Source organism: Microvirga thermotolerans, from assembly GCF_009363855.1.
In the GTDB taxonomy this organism is placed as follows: Bacteria; Pseudomonadota; Alphaproteobacteria; order Rhizobiales; family Beijerinckiaceae; genus Microvirga; species Microvirga thermotolerans.
Genome location: NZ_CP045423.1, coordinates 2547164 through 2565644 on the forward strand (window position 1 = coordinate 2547164; position 18481 = coordinate 2565644).

General features: G+C 64.1%; 21 protein-coding genes. 17 read left to right on the plus strand and 4 right to left on the minus strand.

Annotated features, from left to right (window positions below):
* Positions 1-150: 150 nt before the first annotated feature.
* From GDR74_RS11990 to GDR74_RS12020, 7 genes are all read left to right on the plus strand, one after another.
* The gene (locus tag GDR74_RS11990) at positions 151-558 is read left to right on the plus strand and encodes an Hsp20/alpha crystallin family protein (protein ID WP_152586525.1); all 408 of its coding nucleotides are present in this window, start codon (positions 151-153) and stop codon (positions 556-558) included.
* Positions 521-2992, plus strand: a complete 2472-nt coding sequence (gene lon, locus GDR74_RS11995) for an endopeptidase La (protein WP_281349016.1) — start codon at positions 521-523, stop codon at positions 2990-2992. The genes GDR74_RS11990 and lon overlap by 38 nt, the downstream gene beginning before the upstream one ends.
* 19 nt (positions 2993-3011) lie before the next feature.
* Positions 3012-3650 carry a MarC family protein gene (locus tag GDR74_RS12000; protein WP_152586526.1) on the plus strand — a complete coding sequence of 213 codons (639 nt, stop codon included), beginning with the start codon at positions 3012-3014 and terminating at the stop codon, positions 3648-3650.
* An 89-nt stretch (positions 3651-3739) separates the two neighbouring features.
* Entirely contained in the window at positions 3740-4180 is a 441-nt protein-coding gene (trxC, locus tag GDR74_RS12005; protein ID WP_152586527.1) for a thioredoxin TrxC, read from the plus strand.
* Between the two features lie 188 nt (positions 4181-4368).
* Entirely contained in the window at positions 4369-4656 is a 288-nt protein-coding gene (locus GDR74_RS12010; protein ID WP_134495545.1) for a co-chaperone GroES, read from the plus strand.
* Between the two features lie 57 nt (positions 4657-4713).
* Entirely contained in the window at positions 4714-6348 is a 1635-nt protein-coding gene (groL, locus tag GDR74_RS12015; protein WP_152586528.1) for a chaperonin GroEL, read from the plus strand.
* A 134-nt stretch (positions 6349-6482) separates the two neighbouring features.
* Entirely contained in the window at positions 6483-6761 is a 279-nt protein-coding gene (locus tag GDR74_RS12020) for a DUF6522 family protein (RefSeq protein WP_152586529.1), read from the plus strand.
* A 375-nt stretch (positions 6762-7136) separates the two neighbouring features.
* Here the strand turns inward: GDR74_RS12020 and GDR74_RS12025 are convergent, their stop codons facing one another.
* Both GDR74_RS12025 and GDR74_RS12030 read right to left on the minus strand, forming a co-directional pair.
* A complete protein-coding gene (locus tag GDR74_RS12025; RefSeq protein WP_152586530.1) occupies positions 7137-7367 on the minus strand; it encodes a hypothetical protein in 231 nt (76 codons plus the stop codon).
* A 34-nt stretch (positions 7368-7401) separates the two neighbouring features.
* Positions 7402-7644: a hypothetical protein gene (locus GDR74_RS12030; protein ID WP_152586531.1), complete on the minus strand. Its 243-nt coding sequence runs from the start codon at positions 7642-7644 to the stop codon at positions 7402-7404.
* A gap of 248 nt (positions 7645-7892) precedes the next feature.
* On the opposite strand from GDR74_RS12030, the gene GDR74_RS12035 reads away from it, so the two are divergent.
* The 10 genes from GDR74_RS12035 to GDR74_RS12080 all read left to right on the plus strand — a co-directional run bounded on the left by GDR74_RS12035 (position 7893) and on the right by GDR74_RS12080 (position 16937).
* Positions 7893-8396: an Hsp20 family protein gene (locus GDR74_RS12035; protein ID WP_152586532.1), complete on the plus strand. Its 504-nt coding sequence runs from the start codon at positions 7893-7895 to the stop codon at positions 8394-8396.
* 93 nt (positions 8397-8489) lie between these two features.
* The gene (locus GDR74_RS12040) at positions 8490-9011 is read left to right on the plus strand and encodes an Hsp20/alpha crystallin family protein (protein WP_152586533.1); all 522 of its coding nucleotides are present in this window, start codon (positions 8490-8492) and stop codon (positions 9009-9011) included.
* A gap of 74 nt (positions 9012-9085) precedes the next feature.
* Positions 9086-9466 carry a hypothetical protein gene (locus GDR74_RS12045; RefSeq protein ID WP_152586534.1) on the plus strand — a complete coding sequence of 127 codons (381 nt, stop codon included), beginning with the start codon at positions 9086-9088 and terminating at the stop codon, positions 9464-9466.
* Positions 9467-9488: 22 nt separating this feature from the next.
* On the plus strand, positions 9489-10220 hold the full coding sequence (locus GDR74_RS12050; RefSeq protein ID WP_152586535.1) for an ETC complex I subunit: 732 nt from the start codon (positions 9489-9491) through the stop codon (positions 10218-10220).
* 9 nt (positions 10221-10229) lie between these two features.
* Positions 10230-10571: a DNA-directed RNA polymerase subunit omega gene (gene rpoZ / locus GDR74_RS12055; protein ID WP_152586536.1), complete on the plus strand. Its 342-nt coding sequence runs from the start codon at positions 10230-10232 to the stop codon at positions 10569-10571.
* 27 nt (positions 10572-10598) lie between these two features.
* Positions 10599-10964 carry an SPW repeat protein gene (locus GDR74_RS12060; protein ID WP_152586537.1) on the plus strand — a complete coding sequence of 122 codons (366 nt, stop codon included), beginning with the start codon at positions 10599-10601 and terminating at the stop codon, positions 10962-10964.
* A gap of 533 nt (positions 10965-11497) precedes the next feature.
* Positions 11498-13342, plus strand: coding sequence for an ATP-dependent zinc metalloprotease FtsH (gene ftsH / locus GDR74_RS12065; RefSeq protein WP_152586538.1), 1845 nt, complete (start codon positions 11498-11500; stop codon positions 13340-13342).
* Positions 13343-13348: 6 nt separating this feature from the next.
* Positions 13349-14050, plus strand: a complete 702-nt coding sequence (locus GDR74_RS12070) for a Crp/Fnr family transcriptional regulator (protein ID WP_152586539.1) — start codon at positions 13349-13351, stop codon at positions 14048-14050.
* Between the two features lie 237 nt (positions 14051-14287).
* Positions 14288-15814, plus strand: coding sequence for an ATPase domain-containing protein (locus GDR74_RS12075; RefSeq protein WP_246179398.1), 1527 nt, complete (start codon positions 14288-14290; stop codon positions 15812-15814).
* A complete protein-coding gene (locus GDR74_RS12080) occupies positions 15798-16937 on the plus strand; it encodes a sensor histidine kinase (protein WP_343039606.1) in 1140 nt (379 codons plus the stop codon). Before GDR74_RS12075 ends, GDR74_RS12080 begins: the two co-directional genes overlap by 17 nt.
* 444 nt (positions 16938-17381) lie before the next feature.
* Here the strand turns inward: GDR74_RS12080 and GDR74_RS12090 are convergent, their stop codons facing one another.
* Both GDR74_RS12090 and GDR74_RS12095 read right to left on the minus strand, forming a co-directional pair.
* Positions 17382-17840, minus strand: a complete 459-nt coding sequence (locus GDR74_RS12090) for a GNAT family N-acetyltransferase (RefSeq protein WP_152586541.1) — start codon at positions 17838-17840, stop codon at positions 17382-17384.
* Between the two features lie 24 nt (positions 17841-17864).
* Entirely contained in the window at positions 17865-18326 is a 462-nt protein-coding gene (locus tag GDR74_RS12095) for a hypothetical protein (RefSeq protein WP_246179399.1), read from the minus strand.
* Between the last annotated feature and the right edge of the window lie 155 nt (positions 18327-18481).

The window sequence follows — 18481 nt, forward strand, 5'->3', positions numbered from 1 at the left end:
CTGCCACAATGGATTTGGTCAAGCTCCGTCACCGATCAAGAAACAAGAGTGATCCGTGCGCATTGTTAGAGGCCATTGCGGACCGGGATGTCTGCGGCATGTCTTGAAAACAGTCAGGCTTACCAACACCTAGCCGTTCGGTGGAGGCGGATGACGATGCGGGATCCGGCAAACTGGATGCTCTCGGAAGCGATTGACGCCCTGGCGCGGGCCGAGCGGATGCACCGGCAACTCTTTCAGCTCCAGCGCTCGCAGGCTCGGGCGCCGGCGTGGGAGCCTCCCCTCGACATGATCGAGACCGACCGTGAGGTCCTCATCCTGATTGCCCTGCCAGGGGTTGAGCCTGACCAGGTCGAGGCCGTTGTCCGGGATGGAGCCTTGGTGGTGGCTGGCCGGCGCCTGCTGCCTCCCGAGCTGCGGACGGCCCGCATCCATCGCCTGGAACTGCCACAGGGACGGTTCGAGCGACACGTCCCGCTGCCGCCGGGGCGCTATAGCGCCGTGCGCCGGTTCGCGCGGAATGGGTGTCTCGTCTTCAGCCTTGAAAAGGACGTGTAGGGGTTGCGTCATGAGCCTGTTCGGACTTGCCAACGGTTCTCACCAGCCGAACAACCATTCACCGGAGCCTCAGGAGGATTTCACGCCGGTTCCCTTGCCGCCGGACGCGACCATCATCGTGCCGGTGCGCAACACCGTGCTGTTCCCGGGCATGATCGCGCCGATCGTGATCGGGCGGCCGGCTTCGATTGCCGCCGCCCAGCAGGCCGTACGCGAGGAGAGGTCCATCGGCATCCTGATGCAGCGCGACGCCCAGGTCGCGGAGCCCGGCCCGGCCGACATGCACCCGGTCGGAACGCTCGCCAACATTGTCCGCTACATGACGGCTCCGGACGGAACGCACCATATCATCTGCCAGGGCGTCCAGCGGATCCGCATCCTCGACTTCGTGAACGACAAGCCGTTCCTGGCTGCGCGTGTGCTCCACCTGCCGGAGCCCGAAGCCCAAAGTCCCGAGATCGAGGCCCGCTTCCTTCATCTGCAGAGCCAAGCGATCGAGGCGCTCCAGCTCCTGCCGCAGGCCCCGCAGGAGTTGATCGCGGCGGTCCAGGGGGCGACTTCGCCCGCCCAGCTCGCCGACCTTGCGGCGACCTACATGGACATCAAGCCTGAGGAAAAACAGGAGATCCTCGAGACGCTCGACCTCCTACCCCGGATGGACAAGGTGTCCCGCCTGCTGGCCCAGCGGATCGAGGTGCTCCGCCTGACGCACGAGATCGGCCGCCAGACCAAAGCGGCCCTGGACGAGCGACAGCGCGAGGCCGTGCTGCGCGAGCAGATGGCGGCCATCCAGCGCCAGCTTGGCGAAGGCGACGGGCGCGCTCAGGAGGTCCAGGAGCTCACGGAGAAGATCGCCAAGGCCAACATGCCGCCGGAGGTCGAGGAGCAGGCCCGTAAGGAACTTCGCCGCTATGAGCGCATGCCCGAGGGAGCCACCGAGGCGGCGATGATCCGGACCTACCTCGACTGGCTCGTCGAGCTGCCCTGGGGTCTGCCCGAGGAGAAGCCCATTGATATCGCGGACGCCCGCCGCATCCTCGACGAGGATCATTTCGGCCTGGAAAAGATCAAGCAGCGCATCGTCGAGTACTTGGCCGTGCGCAAGCTCGCGCCCAACGGCAAGGCCCCGATCCTGTGCTTTGCCGGCCCGCCTGGCGTCGGCAAGACCTCGCTCGGGCAGTCGATCGCCCGCGCCATGGGGCGGCCCTTCGTGCGGGTCAGCCTCGGGGGCGTCCATGACGAGGCCGAGATCCGAGGCCACCGGCGGACCTATGTCGGCGCTCTGCCCGGCAACATCATCCAGGCGATCAAGAAGGCCGGTGCCCGCGACTGCGTGATGATGCTCGACGAGATCGACAAGATGGGGCGCGGCGTCCAGGGTGATCCCTCCGCCGCCATGCTAGAGGTGCTCGATCCGGAGCAGAACGCCACGTTCCGCGACAACTATCTGGGCGTTCCTTTCGACCTGTCTCGCGTGGTGTTCATCGCCACCGCCAACATGCTTGACACCATCCCGGGTCCGCTGCGCGACCGCATGGAGATCATCACGCTCGCCGGCTACACCGAGGACGAGAAGCTGCAGATCGCCCGCCGCTATCTGGTGCGGCGCCAGCTGGAGGCGAACGGGCTCAATCCCGAGCAGGCGGAGATCAGCAACGAGGCCCTGCGCCGGATCATCCGCGACTACACCCGCGAGGCGGGCGTCCGGAACCTGGAGCGCGAGATTGGCCGGGCGCTGCGGCACGCTGCAGTCCGAATTGCTGAGGGCAGCACGGAGCATGTGGCCATCGATGCCGACGAGCTTGCGGCGATCCTGGGTCCGGCGCGGTTCGAAGACGAGGTGGCCATGCGCACCAGCGTGCCGGGCGTGGCCACCGGCCTGGCCTGGACACCGGTGGGCGGCGACATCCTGTTCATCGAAGCCAGCCGGGCGCCGGGCAAGGGTGGGCTGATCCTCACCGGCCAGCTCGGCGACGTGATGCGCGAGAGCGCGCAGGCGGCGCTGACCTTGGTAAAGAGCCGGGCCGCGTCATTCGGGATTGAGCCGGAAGCGTTCGAGAAGAGCGACATCCATATTCACGTTCCGGCCGGCGCCACGCCGAAGGACGGGCCCAGCGCCGGTGTCGCGATGTTCACGGCTCTCGTCTCGCTCCTTTCGAATCGGACCGTCCGTAGCGACACGGCCATGACGGGCGAGATCAGCTTGCGCGGGCTCGTGCTGCCTGTGGGCGGGATCAAGGAGAAGGTCACGGCGGCGGCCCGGGCGGGCCTCACGCGGGTGATGCTCCCGGCCCGCAATCGGCGCGACTTCGACGATATTCCGGAAGACGCTCGGGCCCAGCTTGAGTTCGTGTGGCTGGAGCGGGTCGACGACGCGTTGGCAGCCGCCCTGGAAGACGAACCGGCGCTCGAGAGCGATACACAAGCCGCGTGACAGGCACGCCGTTAGACTGATGCCGGAGACCGCCGTATCCGCGTTTGTGCTTCTGTTCGTCACGATCGGCCCCGTCGAGACGGCGGCCGTTTTCGGCGTGCTCACCGCCGGCACCCATCGTCCTGAACGGCGGCGGCTGGCATGGCAGGCGGTCGTGATCGCCGGGCTGGTGCTGCTACTGTTCGCGCTTGTGGGAAACCGACTGCTTGACTTTCTGCACGTCTCGCTGGCGGCCTTCCGCATCGCCGGCGGGGTCCTGCTCCTCCTCTTGGCCGTCGATCTCGTGTTCGCCCACCCGACAGGCCTCTCGTCGATCACACCGAGCGAGGAGCATGAGGCCCAGCGGCCCGGCGACATTGCCGTGTTCCCGCTCGCCATCCCGCTGATCGCCGGCCCTGGCAGCATGACCGCAATCGTGCTGCTGATGGGTCAGGCCACGACAGATCTCGCCCGGGCCACTGTCCTGGCGACGCTGGTGGCGTGTCTTGGAGCGACCTATGTGGCGTTGGTTCTCGTTGATCCGCTCGGACGCCTGCTCGGGGTGACGGGCACCAATGTCGTCGCCCGCATCTCCGGCATCCTGTTGGCAGCGGTGGCAGTTCAGTTCGTCCTCGATGGCGTCCGGGAGGCCAACCTGTTCGGGTCTGCGCCTCAATAGGAGCTCCGCTGTCCTTTCAACGCCTCCTGCACCCTCGCAGGCCTGCACTTACATATTCGTGCGCGTGAACATGAGCTGGAGTTTGCACGATGGCCGACACGTTCCACATCGTCTGTCCCGCCTGCGATAGCGTCAACCGCCTGCCGCGGTCGAAACCGGCCCAGGCCGCGAAATGCGGCCGCTGTGGCGCCAGCCTGTTCTCCGGAAAGCCGGTCGACCTCGATGGCGAGCGGTTTAAGCGCCACATCGCCCGCAATGACATTCCCGTCGTGGTCGACTTCTGGGCGCCGTGGTGCGGCCCCTGCCGGGCCATGGCTCCCGTCTTTGAGCAGACGGCGCAAGAGCTTGAGCCAGCAGCCCGCTTCGTCAAGGTCAATGTCGACGCCAATCCCCGCCTCGCGTCGGAGTTCGGCATCCAAGGGATCCCAGCGCTCTTTGTGTTCAAGGACGGGCAGATTGCGTCACGGCAGGCCGGCATGATGGATCCGAACTCCCTACGCCGCTGGATCGCAGAGGCGAGCAGAAGGTGACGGATCCGGAACTCGATCCCAACCTCCGACGGGCGATATGGCCGGGCAAGACCTTTTCGTGGGCTTGCCTCCGTGCGGGCTCTTGACGGTAAGGGAAGCCTTACTATGTCGATACCGGACTAGCACTCGCGACTTGAGAGTGCCAAGCTTCGCAATTTCCTTCGAATGCATGTCAGGAGGGTGTTTCGATGAAATTCCGTCCCTTGCATGACCGCATCGTCGTCCGCCGCATCGAGCCGGAAGAGCGAACGGCGGGCGGCATCATCATTCCCGATACCGCTAAGGAAAAGCCCCAGCAGGGCGAGGTCATCGCCGTCGGCCCTGGCGCCCGCGATGAGAGCGGCAAAGTCCAGCCCCTCGACGTGAAGGCAGGTGACCGCGTGCTGTTCGGCAAGTGGTCCGGCACCGAGGTGCGTGTCGGAGGCGAGGATCTCCTCATCATGAAGGAGTCCGACATCATGGGCATCCTGGAGTAGGAATGTCACATGACAAAGAGGCCACAATAGAATTTCATTAAAGCAGAGGTGAGTCCCATGGCAGCGAAAGAGGTCAAGTTCTCATCTGAAGCGCGCGACAAGATGCTGCGCGGTGTCGACATCCTCGCCGACGCGGTGAAGGTCACCCTCGGTCCCAAGGGCCGCAACGTGGTGATCGAGAAGAGCTTCGGCGCTCCGCGCATCACCAAGGACGGCGTCACCGTCGCCAAGGAGATCGAGCTTGCCGACAAGTTCGAGAACATGGGCGCCCAAATGGTGCGCGAGGTGGCGAGCAAGACCAGCACCGTTGCCGGTGACGGCACCACCACCGCGACGGTTCTGGCTCAGGCGATCGTGCGCGAGGGCGCCAAGGCGGTGGCCGCCGGCATGAACCCGATGGACCTCAAGCGCGGCATCGATATGGCGGTGGCTGAGGCCGTGAAGGACATCCAGGCCCGCGCCAAGAAGGTCGCCTCGTCCGAGGAGATTGCCCAGATCGGTACCATCTCCGCGAATGGCGATACTGAGATCGGCCGCATGCTGGCCGAGGCCATGCAGAAGGTCGGCAACGAGGGCGTGATCACGGTCGAGGAAGCCAAGACCGCCGAGACTGAGCTCGATATTGTGGAAGGCATGCAGTTCGACCGCGGCTATCTCTCGCCGTACTTCATCACCAACGCCGAGAAGATGATCGCGGAACTTGAGGATCCCTACATCCTCATCCACGAGAAGAAACTCTCCTCGCTCCAGCCCATGCTGCCGATCCTCGAGGCTGTCGTTCAGACCGGCAAGCCGCTGCTGATCATCGCCGAGGACGTGGAAGGCGAGGCCCTCGCCACCCTGGTGGTCAACAAGCTGCGCGGCGGCCTGAAGATCGCCGCCGTCAAGGCTCCGGGCTTCGGTGATCGCCGCAAGGCCATGCTCGAGGACATCGCGATCCTGACCGCCGGTCAGACGATCTCCGAAGACCTCGGCATCAAGCTCGAGACCGTGTCGCTCCCGATGCTCGGCCGCGCCAAGCGCGTTCGCATCGAGAAGGAGAACACCACGATCATCGACGGCGCCGGCAAGAAGCAGGACATCGAGGCCCGCGTGGCTCAGATCAAGGCGCAGATCGAGGAGACCACCTCGGACTACGACCGTGAGAAGCTGCAGGAGCGTCTCGCCAAGCTCGCGGGCGGCGTGGCGGTGATCCGCGTCGGCGGCGCGACCGAGGTCGAGGTGAAGGAGAAGAAGGATCGCGTCGATGACGCCATGCACGCCACCAAGGCGGCCGTCGAGGAGGGCATCCTGCCGGGTGGCGGCACGGCTCTGCTGCGCGCCAAGGCAGCGGTCGCCAAGCTCTCCAGCGACAATCCGGATGTGAAGGCGGGCATCAACATCGTGCTGCGCGCCCTTGAGGCTCCGATCCGCCAGATTGCCGAGAATGCCGGCGTGGAGGGCTCGATCGTGGTCGGCAAAATCACCGACAACGACTCCTTGAGCTATGGCTTCGACGCCCAGGCGGAAGAGTTCGTCGATCTGCTTCAGGCCGGTATCATCGATCCGGCGAAGGTTGTTCGCACGGCCCTGCAGGACGCGGCTTCGGTCGCCGGTCTGCTGGTCACCACCGAGGCCATGGTCGCCGAACTGCCGAAGAAGGAGGCTGCTCCGGCCATGCCGGGCGGTGGCATGGGCGGCATGGACTTCTAAGCGAGCGCGAAGTGGCACCGAAAGTGGCCAGGACAAAACCTGGCCCCCTTTCAGCCGTTCGCGATGGTAGACGAGGAGAAGTATCTCCATAGCGCCCTGCTGGATCAGTGGCAGGCTCAACTGGAGTTCGTCCGATGCGTATCGAGCGCGACGGTCGCGGTGACTACGTGCTGGATCCTGACGAGCTTGCCCCAAAGCTCGGTCTGTCCGCTGACGAACTCCGCCGCCATATGAAAGCGGGTCTTGTGACAAGTCTGGTGGAGGCCGGTCAGGGCGAGGATGCGGGATTATCGCGGTTGACGGTGCGATGCGGCGGAGCAGTCTGGCGGGCAATCATCGGCACCGATGGCTCGATCATCCAAGAGGAGACGGGAGGGCAGAGTGAAGCCTCTCCTGGAACTCCATTGACATAACCCTTGACCGAGCCCGCTCTCTGCTCTCTGAAGACATCGCCACCAGGCATTGTGGTTTGCGCGGGCCAATCGACAGCGTTCATAACAAAGCCCAGAGCGTTGCACCCTGGGCTTCGGGCACTCAATCGGGAGAGCCCGGTTCGTGCCGCGTAGACCCCGGTACAGATCAGCTAAGGAAAACGTCCTGGGGGACCAGTGCCACCCGAGCGGACCTCGTACCAATCCGGAAGTCTACAGAGAGGCAACGAAAATTGCCCCGAGTCGGTTCCGACAAGTCGAACGCGAACGATTGTCTCTCAGCACGAACGCCTGCCGTTGCTAACGGCATCTCCCGTCAGCCAGGAAACTCTACAGTCCCCACCTGACAGAGCGAAGTCACGTCAGCCCAAACTGCTGATTGGGCTGACGGACCAGAACAGTCTCTGACTGCGGCGGAAAGTACGGCACGAGTTCGATCTCGTCCGGACGCACCGGAGCCGCGTGGAGATGGGAGAGAAGCTCGGCTCCTTTGCGGAGCAGGGCATTGCGATCGCCAATGTCCGGAAGAATGAGCCCGGAGACATCATCGGCGCCGCGAAGCTTGACGAAGAAGTATCCGGTTGTCATGGCAGGAATCCTCTTCCGATCCGAGAACAGACTTTCAGAGCCTTGGAATTGCAGGAAGATCCTCATCATCGGCTTGGAGCATCTCGACCAAACGGGCGACGCGACCGGAGGGAGTCGGCCGGCCCGCGTTCAGCATGGCCTCGTCGTTCTCAAGCCACGCCCGGGCCTCGGCCAGTTCGGCCCGGCTTGCGCCCATGTTCAGGATTTCGGTCACCACCCGATCGTCCGAACGCCCGATGAGCGCCCTCACCTCGTCTCGCGTCAGCGTGTCGGTCATGTGCGATCTCCTGTGTGACGGGGAAACCGGCTTCGATGTGGGATCGGTTTGCCCATCATCAAGACCAAGGAGATCGGCTGCGCAGAGGCTCGACAAATCCTATGGTCTTGCCGCGGGGCGGGGTCTTGACACGCCGCGGGGGCGTTCCTAACTCAAGAATTGCCAAGGCTTTTCAGGAGCTTGGCATCTCGGGCGCCGGCGGGTGTCCGGCGCTCTTATGGTTACGTTGCTCAATGGAGGATGTAGCTATGAGAACAACTTTCGATCTCTCTCCCCTTTTCCGCTCGACGGTCGGCTTCGATCGCCTGATCGACATGCTCGATCAGGTCAGCCGGGTTGAGCCGATGACCAACTGGCCGCCCTATAACATCGAGAAGGCGGGCGATGACCAGTATCGCATCACCATGGCGGTCGCCGGCTTCTCGCCCGACGAGATCGAGCTCGTTCAGCAGGAAAACACGCTCTTCGTAAATGGCCAGAAGCATCCTGAGCCCGAAGGCGTGCAGGTTCTCCACCGCGGCATCGCCACCCGCGCCTTCAAGCAGTCTTTCAATCTGGCTGACCACGTGAAGGTCACGGGCGCGAGCCTCGAGAACGGCCTGCTGACGATCGAGCTGAAGCGTGAAGTCCCCGAGGAGCTCAAGCCGCGCCGGATCGAAATTGCCTCCGGCACTGGCATGAAGGCGCTCGCTCAGGACAACCAGCCTCAGCAGATCGAGCACGAGCCGCAGCAAAAGAGCAAAGCCGCGTAAGCGGACGCACTCAGCGACGGGTGCAACGGTGCCGGGCAACCGGCATCGAACCCTTGCGCTCGTGCAAATCAGACCGATGAATGGAGGAGAACGATGAACATGCGTGATCTCATTCCCTGGGGCCGCAATGAACGATCGATGGTCCCGAGCACCTTCCGCGGTGAGGAGCTGAGCCCCTTCATGACCCTCCACCGCGAGATGAACCGGCTGTTCGACGACGTGTTCAATCGCTTCGAAGGCGGCATGCCGTCGCTTCTCGGCCGGATGCCGAACTGGCCCAGCATCGAAGCGGTCGAGACGGACAAGGACGTTCGCGTCTCGGCCGAGCTTCCCGGCATGGACGAGAAGGACATCGAAGTCCTCGTCGACAACGATGTCCTGACCATCCGCGGCGAGAAGAAGGCCGAGACCGAGGACAAGGAGCGCCGCTTCAGCGAGCGCTACTACGGCCGCTTCGAGCGTGTGATCCCCCTGCCCTTCGCGGTCGAGGAGGACAAGGTCGAGGCGTCGTTCAACAACGGCGTGCTCACCGTGACCCTGCCGAAATCCGCCAAGGCGCAGGAGAAGGCCAAACGCATCCCCGTCAACGGGAAAGCCAAGGGGGCCAAGCACTAACCACCGGACGCGGCGTGGGGCAGGCCCGCGCGGCTGCCCCGCGCCATCCTTCGCTCATCTGAGGGAGGATGATCATGGACATGGTTGAAGCCAAACCCGACACCAATCCCACTCCCGTCTCTCAGGTCACGTCGCCTGGCGTTTCCGAGCCCTCGTTCGTGGAGGCGTTGGTTGACCCGGTGAACATCTTTGCGAGCCCGCAGGAGGTCGTGGACCATCCCTGGTTCAGCGACGAGGAGAAGCGGACCATCCTGCTGTCCTGGGCCCGCGACGAGCTGGTGATCGAGCAGGTCACCGGGAAGGTCATGCCCGACCTGCAGGTGAAGTCCCGCATCGATGCCGTGGTCGAGGCGCTCTCGCTGTTCGATCCATCGGCCGCCGGGGAGTACCTCAGCGCGGTCCAGGCCATTCGCGGCAATCGCAAGCGGGCCGCCCGTCGGACGCTGCCGCACTAGGCGGGCTTGATGGAGGCTACCCATGAACGAACGCCTTGTCGGAATTGGTCACAATCAGCCGCCGGTGTCACGCCTGATTCCGGGTCAGCCGTGGCCACAGGATGCGCAGGCGCTAATCTTTCGCCGCGCGCGGCCGGTCACGACCTCCGGCCGCGCCGGAACGGGCCAATGGGTGTTGCGCTTCGAACGACGCCTGCCGCAGACCATCGAACCGCTGATGGGCTGGACGGCCGATGATGATCCCCTGGCGCAGGTCGAACTCAGGTTCAGCTCGAAAGAGGAGGCGATTGCGTACGCCGAGCGCGAAGGTCTGGCGTACCGTGTCGAGGGCGAACCGGTCGCCGCCACCCGCTCCGAGCGCGAGCGCGGTCGCAAGGAGACGCAGCAGCGCGAGGCGGAAGACCTCTACATGAAGGCTGCCGCGCTGGCCTGGATGGATGCCCAGTATGGCGTCGCCGCCATGGGCCGTCGGCCCGACCTGGACCGGGCCCTCGTCGATCCGGCCAGCGTCTTCGCCGCGCCGTCCGAGGTGGTTCACGACCCGAGCCTTTCGATCGACGACAAGCGCGAGATCCTGCGTCGTTGGGCCTGGGACGAATGGCTGCTGGAGGTGGAGGCCGACGAGTCTCCGGCGGCCGGCAAGCCGTCCCGCTACGACGAAGTCAAGTCCGCGCTGCTGATACTCGATCAGCTGGAGCGGACGCAGGTGCTCCTATCCTTGAACACCTCGCCGCAGGGCAGGTCCGCAGCATAGGAGGAACCCATGGCTCGCATCACCACGAGAGACTGCGAACAGGTCGTGCCGAACCGGTTCGAACTGGTCGTTCTCGCCGCCCGGCGGGCGCACGACCTCTGGAACGGGGCCGAGCCTCAGGTCGGACCCGGCGACGAAAAGCCGACCGTGCTCGCGTTGCGCGAGATCGCTGCCCGGCGTGTCAATCCCGATGCGCTCCGCCGGCAACTGATCGAGCGCTTTGCGGCAATCCGGGCCGAGGCCATCGATATCGGCAGGCTGCCCGTCCGGGTGCCTGCCCCGAACTCCCCCACTGCCGATGCCACTGGATCGTCGGATGGGGGTGCACCTGCACAGGTGACTTATCACTGACGCTAGTTTCAACGAAGGAGGTCAACGATGAAGAGCCTGAAATACTGGAGTGAACTCACCGCGATCAACATCATCACCGCGTTGGCCGGTGCTTTCCTTGTCGGGTCGCCCTGGCTGTTTGGCTTCTCGGGCGAGCAGACGGCCATGTGGAGCGCCGGCCTGATCGGTGTTCTCGCAATCATGATTGCACTCGCCGGATTCATTGAACTTCGCGAGTGGGAAGGCTGGGCCGGCCTGGCGTTAGGCCTCTGGGCTGCCGTCTCCCCGTGGGCGCTGGGCTTCTCGGGTATGACAGCCGCGATGGCGTGCCACCTTGGCGTGGGCCTCACCGTCGCGGCACTCGCCGCCCTCGAGCTGTGGATGATCCACAACAAGCCGGGAAAGCTCGCATAAAGGCTCGGCCGCCGGGGCGTTCCAGCGCCCCGGCTTGCGCCGTGCGTGATCCCTGACGGCATTTAACGTGAGGAATAGAGGATCGATGATGAAGCGTCTCATCAAAGCTGCTTTCGTCGCACTGTCCCTTATTTCAGCCGTTGCAGCACCGACCGCTGCGTCAGCGCATTGGCGCCATGGCCCCCCGCACCATCATGTGGGCTGGCATCCCGGTCCCGCCGCTGCCGTCGGCGCGCTGACCGGGTTCGCTCTTGGAAGCGCGCTCGCGGCCAGTACACGGCCGCACTATGCCGTGCCGGGACCGGCTTATGTCGCAGCCCCTTATCCAGTCTACGCCGGTCCTCCTGTGGGGCGAACCTGCGTGACCGACAGCTGGCGTGAATGGGTGCCGGGCTGGGGATGGCAGGCCCATCGCAGAACAGTGTGCCACTAACCTGAGCATCGGGAGGGACCCGCGTCTGCGGGCCCCTTCTCATCGCTATCTGCGGTGACTGCAGGGAATGGAGACAAATAGTACGACGGGAGGTGCAACAATGACGAAGCAGACCCGCTTCAACACTTGGTACTGGGTCGCCGCATTCTTCGGTGTTCTCGTTATTCAGTACTTCCTTGGCGCGGCGCAACAGATTGCGCCGATCCCATACAGCCAGTTTCAGGAGCTTCTTCGAGGCGGCAAGGTGGCCGAGATCGGCATCTCCGACCGCTTCATCCAAGGCAGGCTGAAGGAGCCGCTTCCGACTGGTCAGACCCGGTTCGCCACCACCCGCGTGGAGCCGGACTTCGCGAAGGAACTGGAGCAGTACGGCGTCACCTACACGGGCCAGATCGAGAGCACGCTGCTGCGCGACATCCTCTCCTGGGTTCTGCCAGTCCTGATCTTTTTCGGCCTGTGGACCTATCTCGCCAGGCGCTTCGCTGACACGACAGGGCTCGGTGGCGGGCTGATGCAGATCGGCAAGAGCAAGGCCAAAGTCTACGTCGAGACTGATACCGGCGTGAAGTTCGACGATGTCGCCGGCGTCGACGAGGCCAAGGACGAGCTGCGCGAGATCGTCGAGTTCCTGAAAAATCCGGAGCAGTACGGGCGGCTCGGCGGCCGGATGCCGAAGGGTGTGCTGCTGGTCGGTCCGCCCGGCACGGGCAAGACCCTGCTCGCCAAGGCGGTGGCGGGCGAAGCCAAGGTGCCGTTCTTCTCCATCTCCGGCTCCGAGTTCGTCGAGATGTTCGTCGGTGTCGGCGCTGCGCGTGTGCGCGACCTGTTCCAACAGGCCCGCGAGAAGGCGCCTGCCATCATCTTCATCGATGAGCTCGATGCGCTGGGGCGGGCCCGCGGTGTCGTACCCTATGCGGGCGGACACGACGAGAAGGAGCAGACTCTTAACCAGCTCCTCGTCGAACTCGATGGCTTCGACTCGCGCACGGGTCTTGTGCTGCTCGGTGCCACCAACCGGCCCGAGATCCTCGACCCGGCGCTGTTGCGCGCGGGCCGCTTCGACCGGCAGGTGCTGGTGGATCGGCCCGACAAGAAGGGCCGCGTCCAGATCCTCCAGGTCCACATAAAGAAGGCGAAGCTGGCGCCCGACGTTGACGCCGAGAAGGTGGCGGCGCTCACGCCGGGCTTCACCGGCGCGGACCTCGCCAATCTCGTCAACGAGGCCGCGCTGCTCGCCACCCGCCGCGGAGCCGATGCGGTGACGATGGCGGACTTCAACAACGCGGTCGAGCGGATCGTGGCGGGCCTCGAAAAGCGCAACCGGCTGCTGAACCCGAAGGAGCGCGAGATCGTGGCCTACCACGAGATGGGGCACGCGCTCGTCGCCATGGCGCTGCCCGGTGTGGACCCGGTGCACAAGGTCTCGATCATTCCCCGCGGTGTCGGGGCGCTCGGCTACACAATCCAGCGCCCGACCGAGGACCGCTTCCTGATGACCCGGGAGGAGCTGGAGAACAAGATGGCGGTGCTGCTCGGCGGCCGGGCTGCGGAGCTGATCGTGTTCGGACACCTGTCGACCGGCGCCGCCGACGACCTGGCCCGTGTCACCGATATCGCCCGCAGCATGGTCACCAAGTACGGCATGTCGGAGCGGCTCGGCCATGTGGCGCTGGAGAAGGATCGGCGCACGTTCCTGGCCGGGCAAGACCTGCTGCCGCCGCAGGAGCGTGATTACGCCGACGACACCGCGGCTGCCATCGATGAGGAAGTGCGGGCCATCGTCCAAGCGGCAATGCAGCGGACGGTCAAACTTCTGGAAGAGAGACGGGACGTCCTGGAGCGGACCGCACGGCGGCTCCTGGAGAAGGAAACCCTCGATGAGGCGGAACTTGCGGAGCTGGTCGGGCCGGCCGGCTCCCCACGCAGCGAGCTCGCAGCGGAATGATGCGCCATGCCGACATCTAAACCCAGCAATCGCATCCTTGCCGCTCTCCCCCCTCGGGAGTGGAAGCAGATCGAGCCGCTCTGCCAACAAATTGAGCTCATCAATGGGCGCGAGTTGACGGAGGGCGGCGAGCCGCTCACGCAGGTCTACTTCCCGGAGAGCGGCATCATCTCGACGGTCAGCGTCTTCGAGTCGGGCGAAGTGGCCGAAATCGCCACGACGGGTCGCGAGGGAATGGTCAGTGTCGCGGCTATCCTGGGAGCGGACCGTGACCTCCATCGATCGATCGTCCAAATGCCCGGCTCCGCCCTCATGATCGACATTCAGTCCTTCCGCAGGCTGCAGCGGGAGCTCCCCGCCTTTCAAGCGGCGCTCCTGACCTACTCCCGGGCCTTTCTCGGGCAGGTCATGCAATCCGTCGCCTGCAATGGGGCCCATTCGGTCGAGGAACGGTGCGCCCGCTGGCTGTTGATGGCCCACGATCGCAGCGACGGCGACACCTTTCTTTTGACGCAGGAGTTTCTGGCGCAGATGCTCGCCGTGAGCCGGCCGGCCGTGAATCTTGTTGCCCGCACGTTGCAGCAAGCGGGCCTCATTCGATACCACCGGGGCGAGATCACGATCCTCGACCGGCAGGGCCTGGAAGAGGTTTGCTGCGAGTGCTACGGCCAGATCAGGCAGCAATATGAGCAGCATCAGCCAGGGTAACCAACAAGCGGAGTACCCGACTTGACCGGACCGATTGTCTCTTTCTGGAGCTCAATGACCCAGCTATGTAAAATAGTTGACAGACGATCCTCCCGAACTCGCCCACAAAGGAGGCTGTCAAGGCATTCTTTTTGCCGTACGAGGCGGGAGCGGCTGAGCTCCAGGGAGCACAGCTGGCGCATGGGTCATCGGAGGACAATCGCCACCTAACTTGCCGGCCCATCGACCGCGTCAGTCATGAAAGATAAGGAACCCATGTCCGCCCGAGCCCCCGATGAAGTCGTCCCTGTACCCACCGGCGTACCCGGCCTTGATGACGTTCTTGTCGGCGGATATGCGTCCAACCGGGCCCACCTGGTCGAGGGCCGACCCGGCTCAGGCAAGACAACCCTGGGACTGCAGTTCCTGCTGGAAGGTGTCCGGCGAGGTGAGCGCTGCCTGTACATCACATTGTCGGAGAGCAAGCGCGAACTCCTCTCGGTGGCGGATCGCCATGGTTGGTCTCTCGACGGCATCGAGATCTACGAGCTCGTCCCTCCTGAATTGAGCTTTGATCCCAGGCAGCAGCAGAGCCTCGTTTATTCATCCGAGCTTGAGCTCGGCGAAACCGTGCAAATGGTGCTGGCCGAAATCGAGCGGGTCAAGCCGCAGCGGGTGGTCTTCGACAGCCTTTCGGAAATCCGTCTGCTGTCCCAAGGCGCCCTTCGATACCGGCGGCAGGTACTCGCGTTGAAGAACTTCTTCCTGCTCCATAATGTAACCGCCCTGTTTCTCGATGATCTAACCTCCGAGCAGGACGACCTGAACCTGCACAGCGTGAGCCATGCGGTCATCCGGCTCGACCAGCTCGCCCCCCTCTATGGTGCCGAGCGGCGGCGCATCCGGGTCATCAAAATGCGCGGAACGGCCTTCCGGGGCGGCTATCATGACTTCATCATTCGCCGCGGCGGTCTCCAGGTCTTCCCCCGTCTGGTTGCCGCGGATCATCATCGCGAGTTTCGGCAGGCACCGGCGAGCAGCGGTATCGCCGAGCTCGATCATCTCCTCGGCGGCGGTCTCGATCCGGGGACCAGCACCCTCGTGATCGGCCCCTCCGGCGTCGGCAAGTCCTCGCTGGCGCTCGCCTTTGCGTTTGAGGCGCTGACCCGAGGCGAACGGGCCCTGATCATCAGCTTCGACGAGGCCAAGCACGTCCTCCTGGCCCGGGCCGCCAGCATCGGCATGAATGTCGCCCATTGTGTCGCGTCAGGCGACTTGCAGGTCGAGCAGGTGGATCCGGCGGACCTTTCTCCCGGGGAGTTTGCCGGCAGGGTACGCAGCGCTGTCGAATCAGATGGTGTGCGGGTCGTTGTGGTCGACAGCCTCAGCGGATATCTGAACGCGATGCCGGAGGAGCAATTTATGCTTCTCCAGATGCACGAGTTGCTGACTTACCTCAACCAGCAGGGTGTCATCACGATCCTGGTTTTGGCCCAGAGCGGCATGGTTGGTCCAGTGGCATCGCCGCTCGATCTCACCTATCTCAGCGATGCGGTATTGCTGCTCCGCTTCTTCGAGGCCGGTGGGCGTATTCGGCGCTCGATTGCAGCCATCAAGAAGCGCACCGGCGCGCATGAGAACACCATCCGGGAATTGTCCATTGACGGGCGGGGTCTCCGCGTCGGCGAGCCGCTGGATCGGTTCCGCGGCGTGTTGACCGGCATCCCGGCATTTGAAGGACCGGCCAGCTCCCTCTTAGGCCAACGGGATGATGATGGAACGTGACGCCCCGGCTCTCATTCTGGCGCCCTTGGGGCGCGACGCGACAGTCGCGGCCGGCATTCTGGATCAAGCCGGCATCGCTTCGACGGCCTGTCCGAATCTTGGTGCGCTCACGCAAGAGCTCGCGCACGCAGGCTGTGCCGTGGTTGCGGAGGAGGCCCTCACGCACGCCGACCTCACGCCCTTGGCTGACTGGATCGGCCGACAGCCGCCGTGGTCTGATTTTCCGTTCATCCTGCTGACGCTGCGCGGCGGCTCGGCCAGCATCAATCTGACCCAACTGCTCGGGAACGTCACCGTGCTCGAGCGGCCTTTTCATCCCTCGGTTCTCGTGAATGCGGTTCGGTCTGCCCTGCGCGCCAGGCGTCGGCAACGCGAGGCGGAGGCGTACCTGGAAGAGCGGAAGCGCTCGGAAGAGCACCAGGCGCTCCTGATCCGGGAGCTGCACCACCGCGTGAAGAACACGCTTGCTACCGTCCTGGCACTCCTCCGGGCGACGGCAGGTTCGGCGACAACGGTCGAGGACTTCAAGAAAGTGTTCGCGGACCGCGTCCTCGCCCTCTCCAGAACGCACAGCCTCCTGGTCGATTCCTCGTGGCGAACGGCGGCATTGGCCGATATCCTCCGCAGCGAACTCGCTCCCTACGACGAGGATGCCTCCGAGCGCGTACATCTCGCCGGGCCTGAGGTCGAGCTGTCCGCCGACCTCGCGGTGCCGGTGGGCATGGCGGTCCATGAGCTCACCACCAACGCCGCGAAGTACGGCGCGCTCGCCGTTCCGGAGGGGCGCCTGGAAGTAGCGTGGCACATAAGCGGAGCCGGCAGTGACTGTGTTCTGACGCTTTGCTGGACGGAACGGCACGGACCTCCGGTTGACCAGCCCAGCCGGACCGGGTTTGGGTCGAAGCTGATCCGACAGGTTCTCCAGCACCAATGCAAAGCGGCTCTCCGGTTTGACTTCAACCGTGATGGCCTCAGCTTCTTCATGGAGCTGCCGCTGCCGGCAACACCTGCGAACCCCGCTCTGGAATCAGCTCCATCAGCTGATCCCCTCGGCCCAAGGCGACCCCTGTTAGACCAAGTCACAAGAGAGGCGGGGCGTGTTGCCGCACGCTGGGAGCCATGACGGTTCTTCTGGAGGTGGCCGGGTCGGGCGTCGGTCGCGGTCCGCCTCCTATCCAGCTGGGGCGCCGGCGGCCGCAAGCCTCGCATTTCGGGCGGGGGACGTCTTGGCTTCGAAGCCCAGCCCCTCCCCAAGTGCCGGACCGGAAGCATGACTTGCCGTAGGCTGTTCCGAGAACCTATATTACTCGCAAATGAAGTCTTCGGAGAGCATACCGTGCCGACTCTGTTGCGCTTTCTCTTTGCCGTTTCCGTTCTTACAAGCGGTGGCTTGGCAGCGATGGTTGCGCTTGCGACTTACGCCGAGCCAGAGGCGCGTCAAATCACCATTCCGGTTCTCGACGCGAACCCGTCTTCCGCCTCGTGATGTTGTACCCAAGTAACTGTAGCCGCGCGGGCTGAGCATTCAAATTGATCGCCCGAGCGCCATGAGCAGCCGGACAGGATCTCAAAGGGCAAGCTTGTAGCCAATGTGGCTGGCGACAAATCCGAGCCTCTCGTAGAAGCGGTGTGCGTCAGGACGCTCTTTATCGGTCGTGAGCTGGACCAGATCGCACCCTCTCGACCGACATTGGGCGATCGCCCATTCGAACATCTGTTGGCCGAGCCCCGAATTCCGGCGCGCAGCCGCGATCCTGACGGCCTCGATCTGCCCTCGCCATGCCCCCGCACGGGCAAGGCCCGGGATGAATGAGATCTGCAGGGTTCCGATCACCTCATCGCCCTCAGTCACAACGGCAAGAAGCTGATTAGGATCGGCTTTGATCGCCTCGAACGCCTTCCAATATCTGGAGTTCAAGGGCGGACTGGGATCCTCCCGATGCTGACCTAATGGGTCGTCCGCGAGAAGAGTGACAATTGCTGGCAGGTCAGAGGCCTTGGCAGCGCGAAAGGCAATCTCGGTCATGGATAAAGGGCTCCCGGTTCTCAGTTAGCTGGAAACAGCCGCGATGACCGCCGCCCACACGGCGAACAGCGTCACCAGATCCAATGGCAGACGCCACACGCTCAGACGCACCCACGTCGTGGCTCTGGCTCGGAGGTCAGGCGTCCAGTCCCCTGCCCGCTCGAACTCAATCGCTCTCGGGATGAAATAAGCGGCCGACCACCCCCGCATCAGGACGTGGCTGGCGGCAGCGACCAGCAGCCATGTCCGGATGACATCCTCCGACCAGGCCAACCAGATCGCAATCATCAGGGTGAGTTCGAAGGCGAGGTGAACCGGCATCCAAAAGAGCTTGCGGTTGATGCCGCCGCGCTCGGGCTGGATCAAGGCCGGGGTTCCCGGCCAGACGCGGTCGACCAGCAGACACTCGTAGAGACCGCCGCCGATCCGAATGGCCGCGAGGACAAGCGCTGTGACAATCACAAACACAATCATCGTGGTTTGCATTGGCAACACCCCGGGGCGACTGTTATCTTTGATGCTGATAATCTTACTAGCTAAGATAAACCGATGAAAAGGTCAACTCAGGAGCGAACAGTCCTGCTGCGTAGGCTTGTAGCGGCGCTTCGGACGGCGAGCGCCCAAGGACACCGCATCAGCCA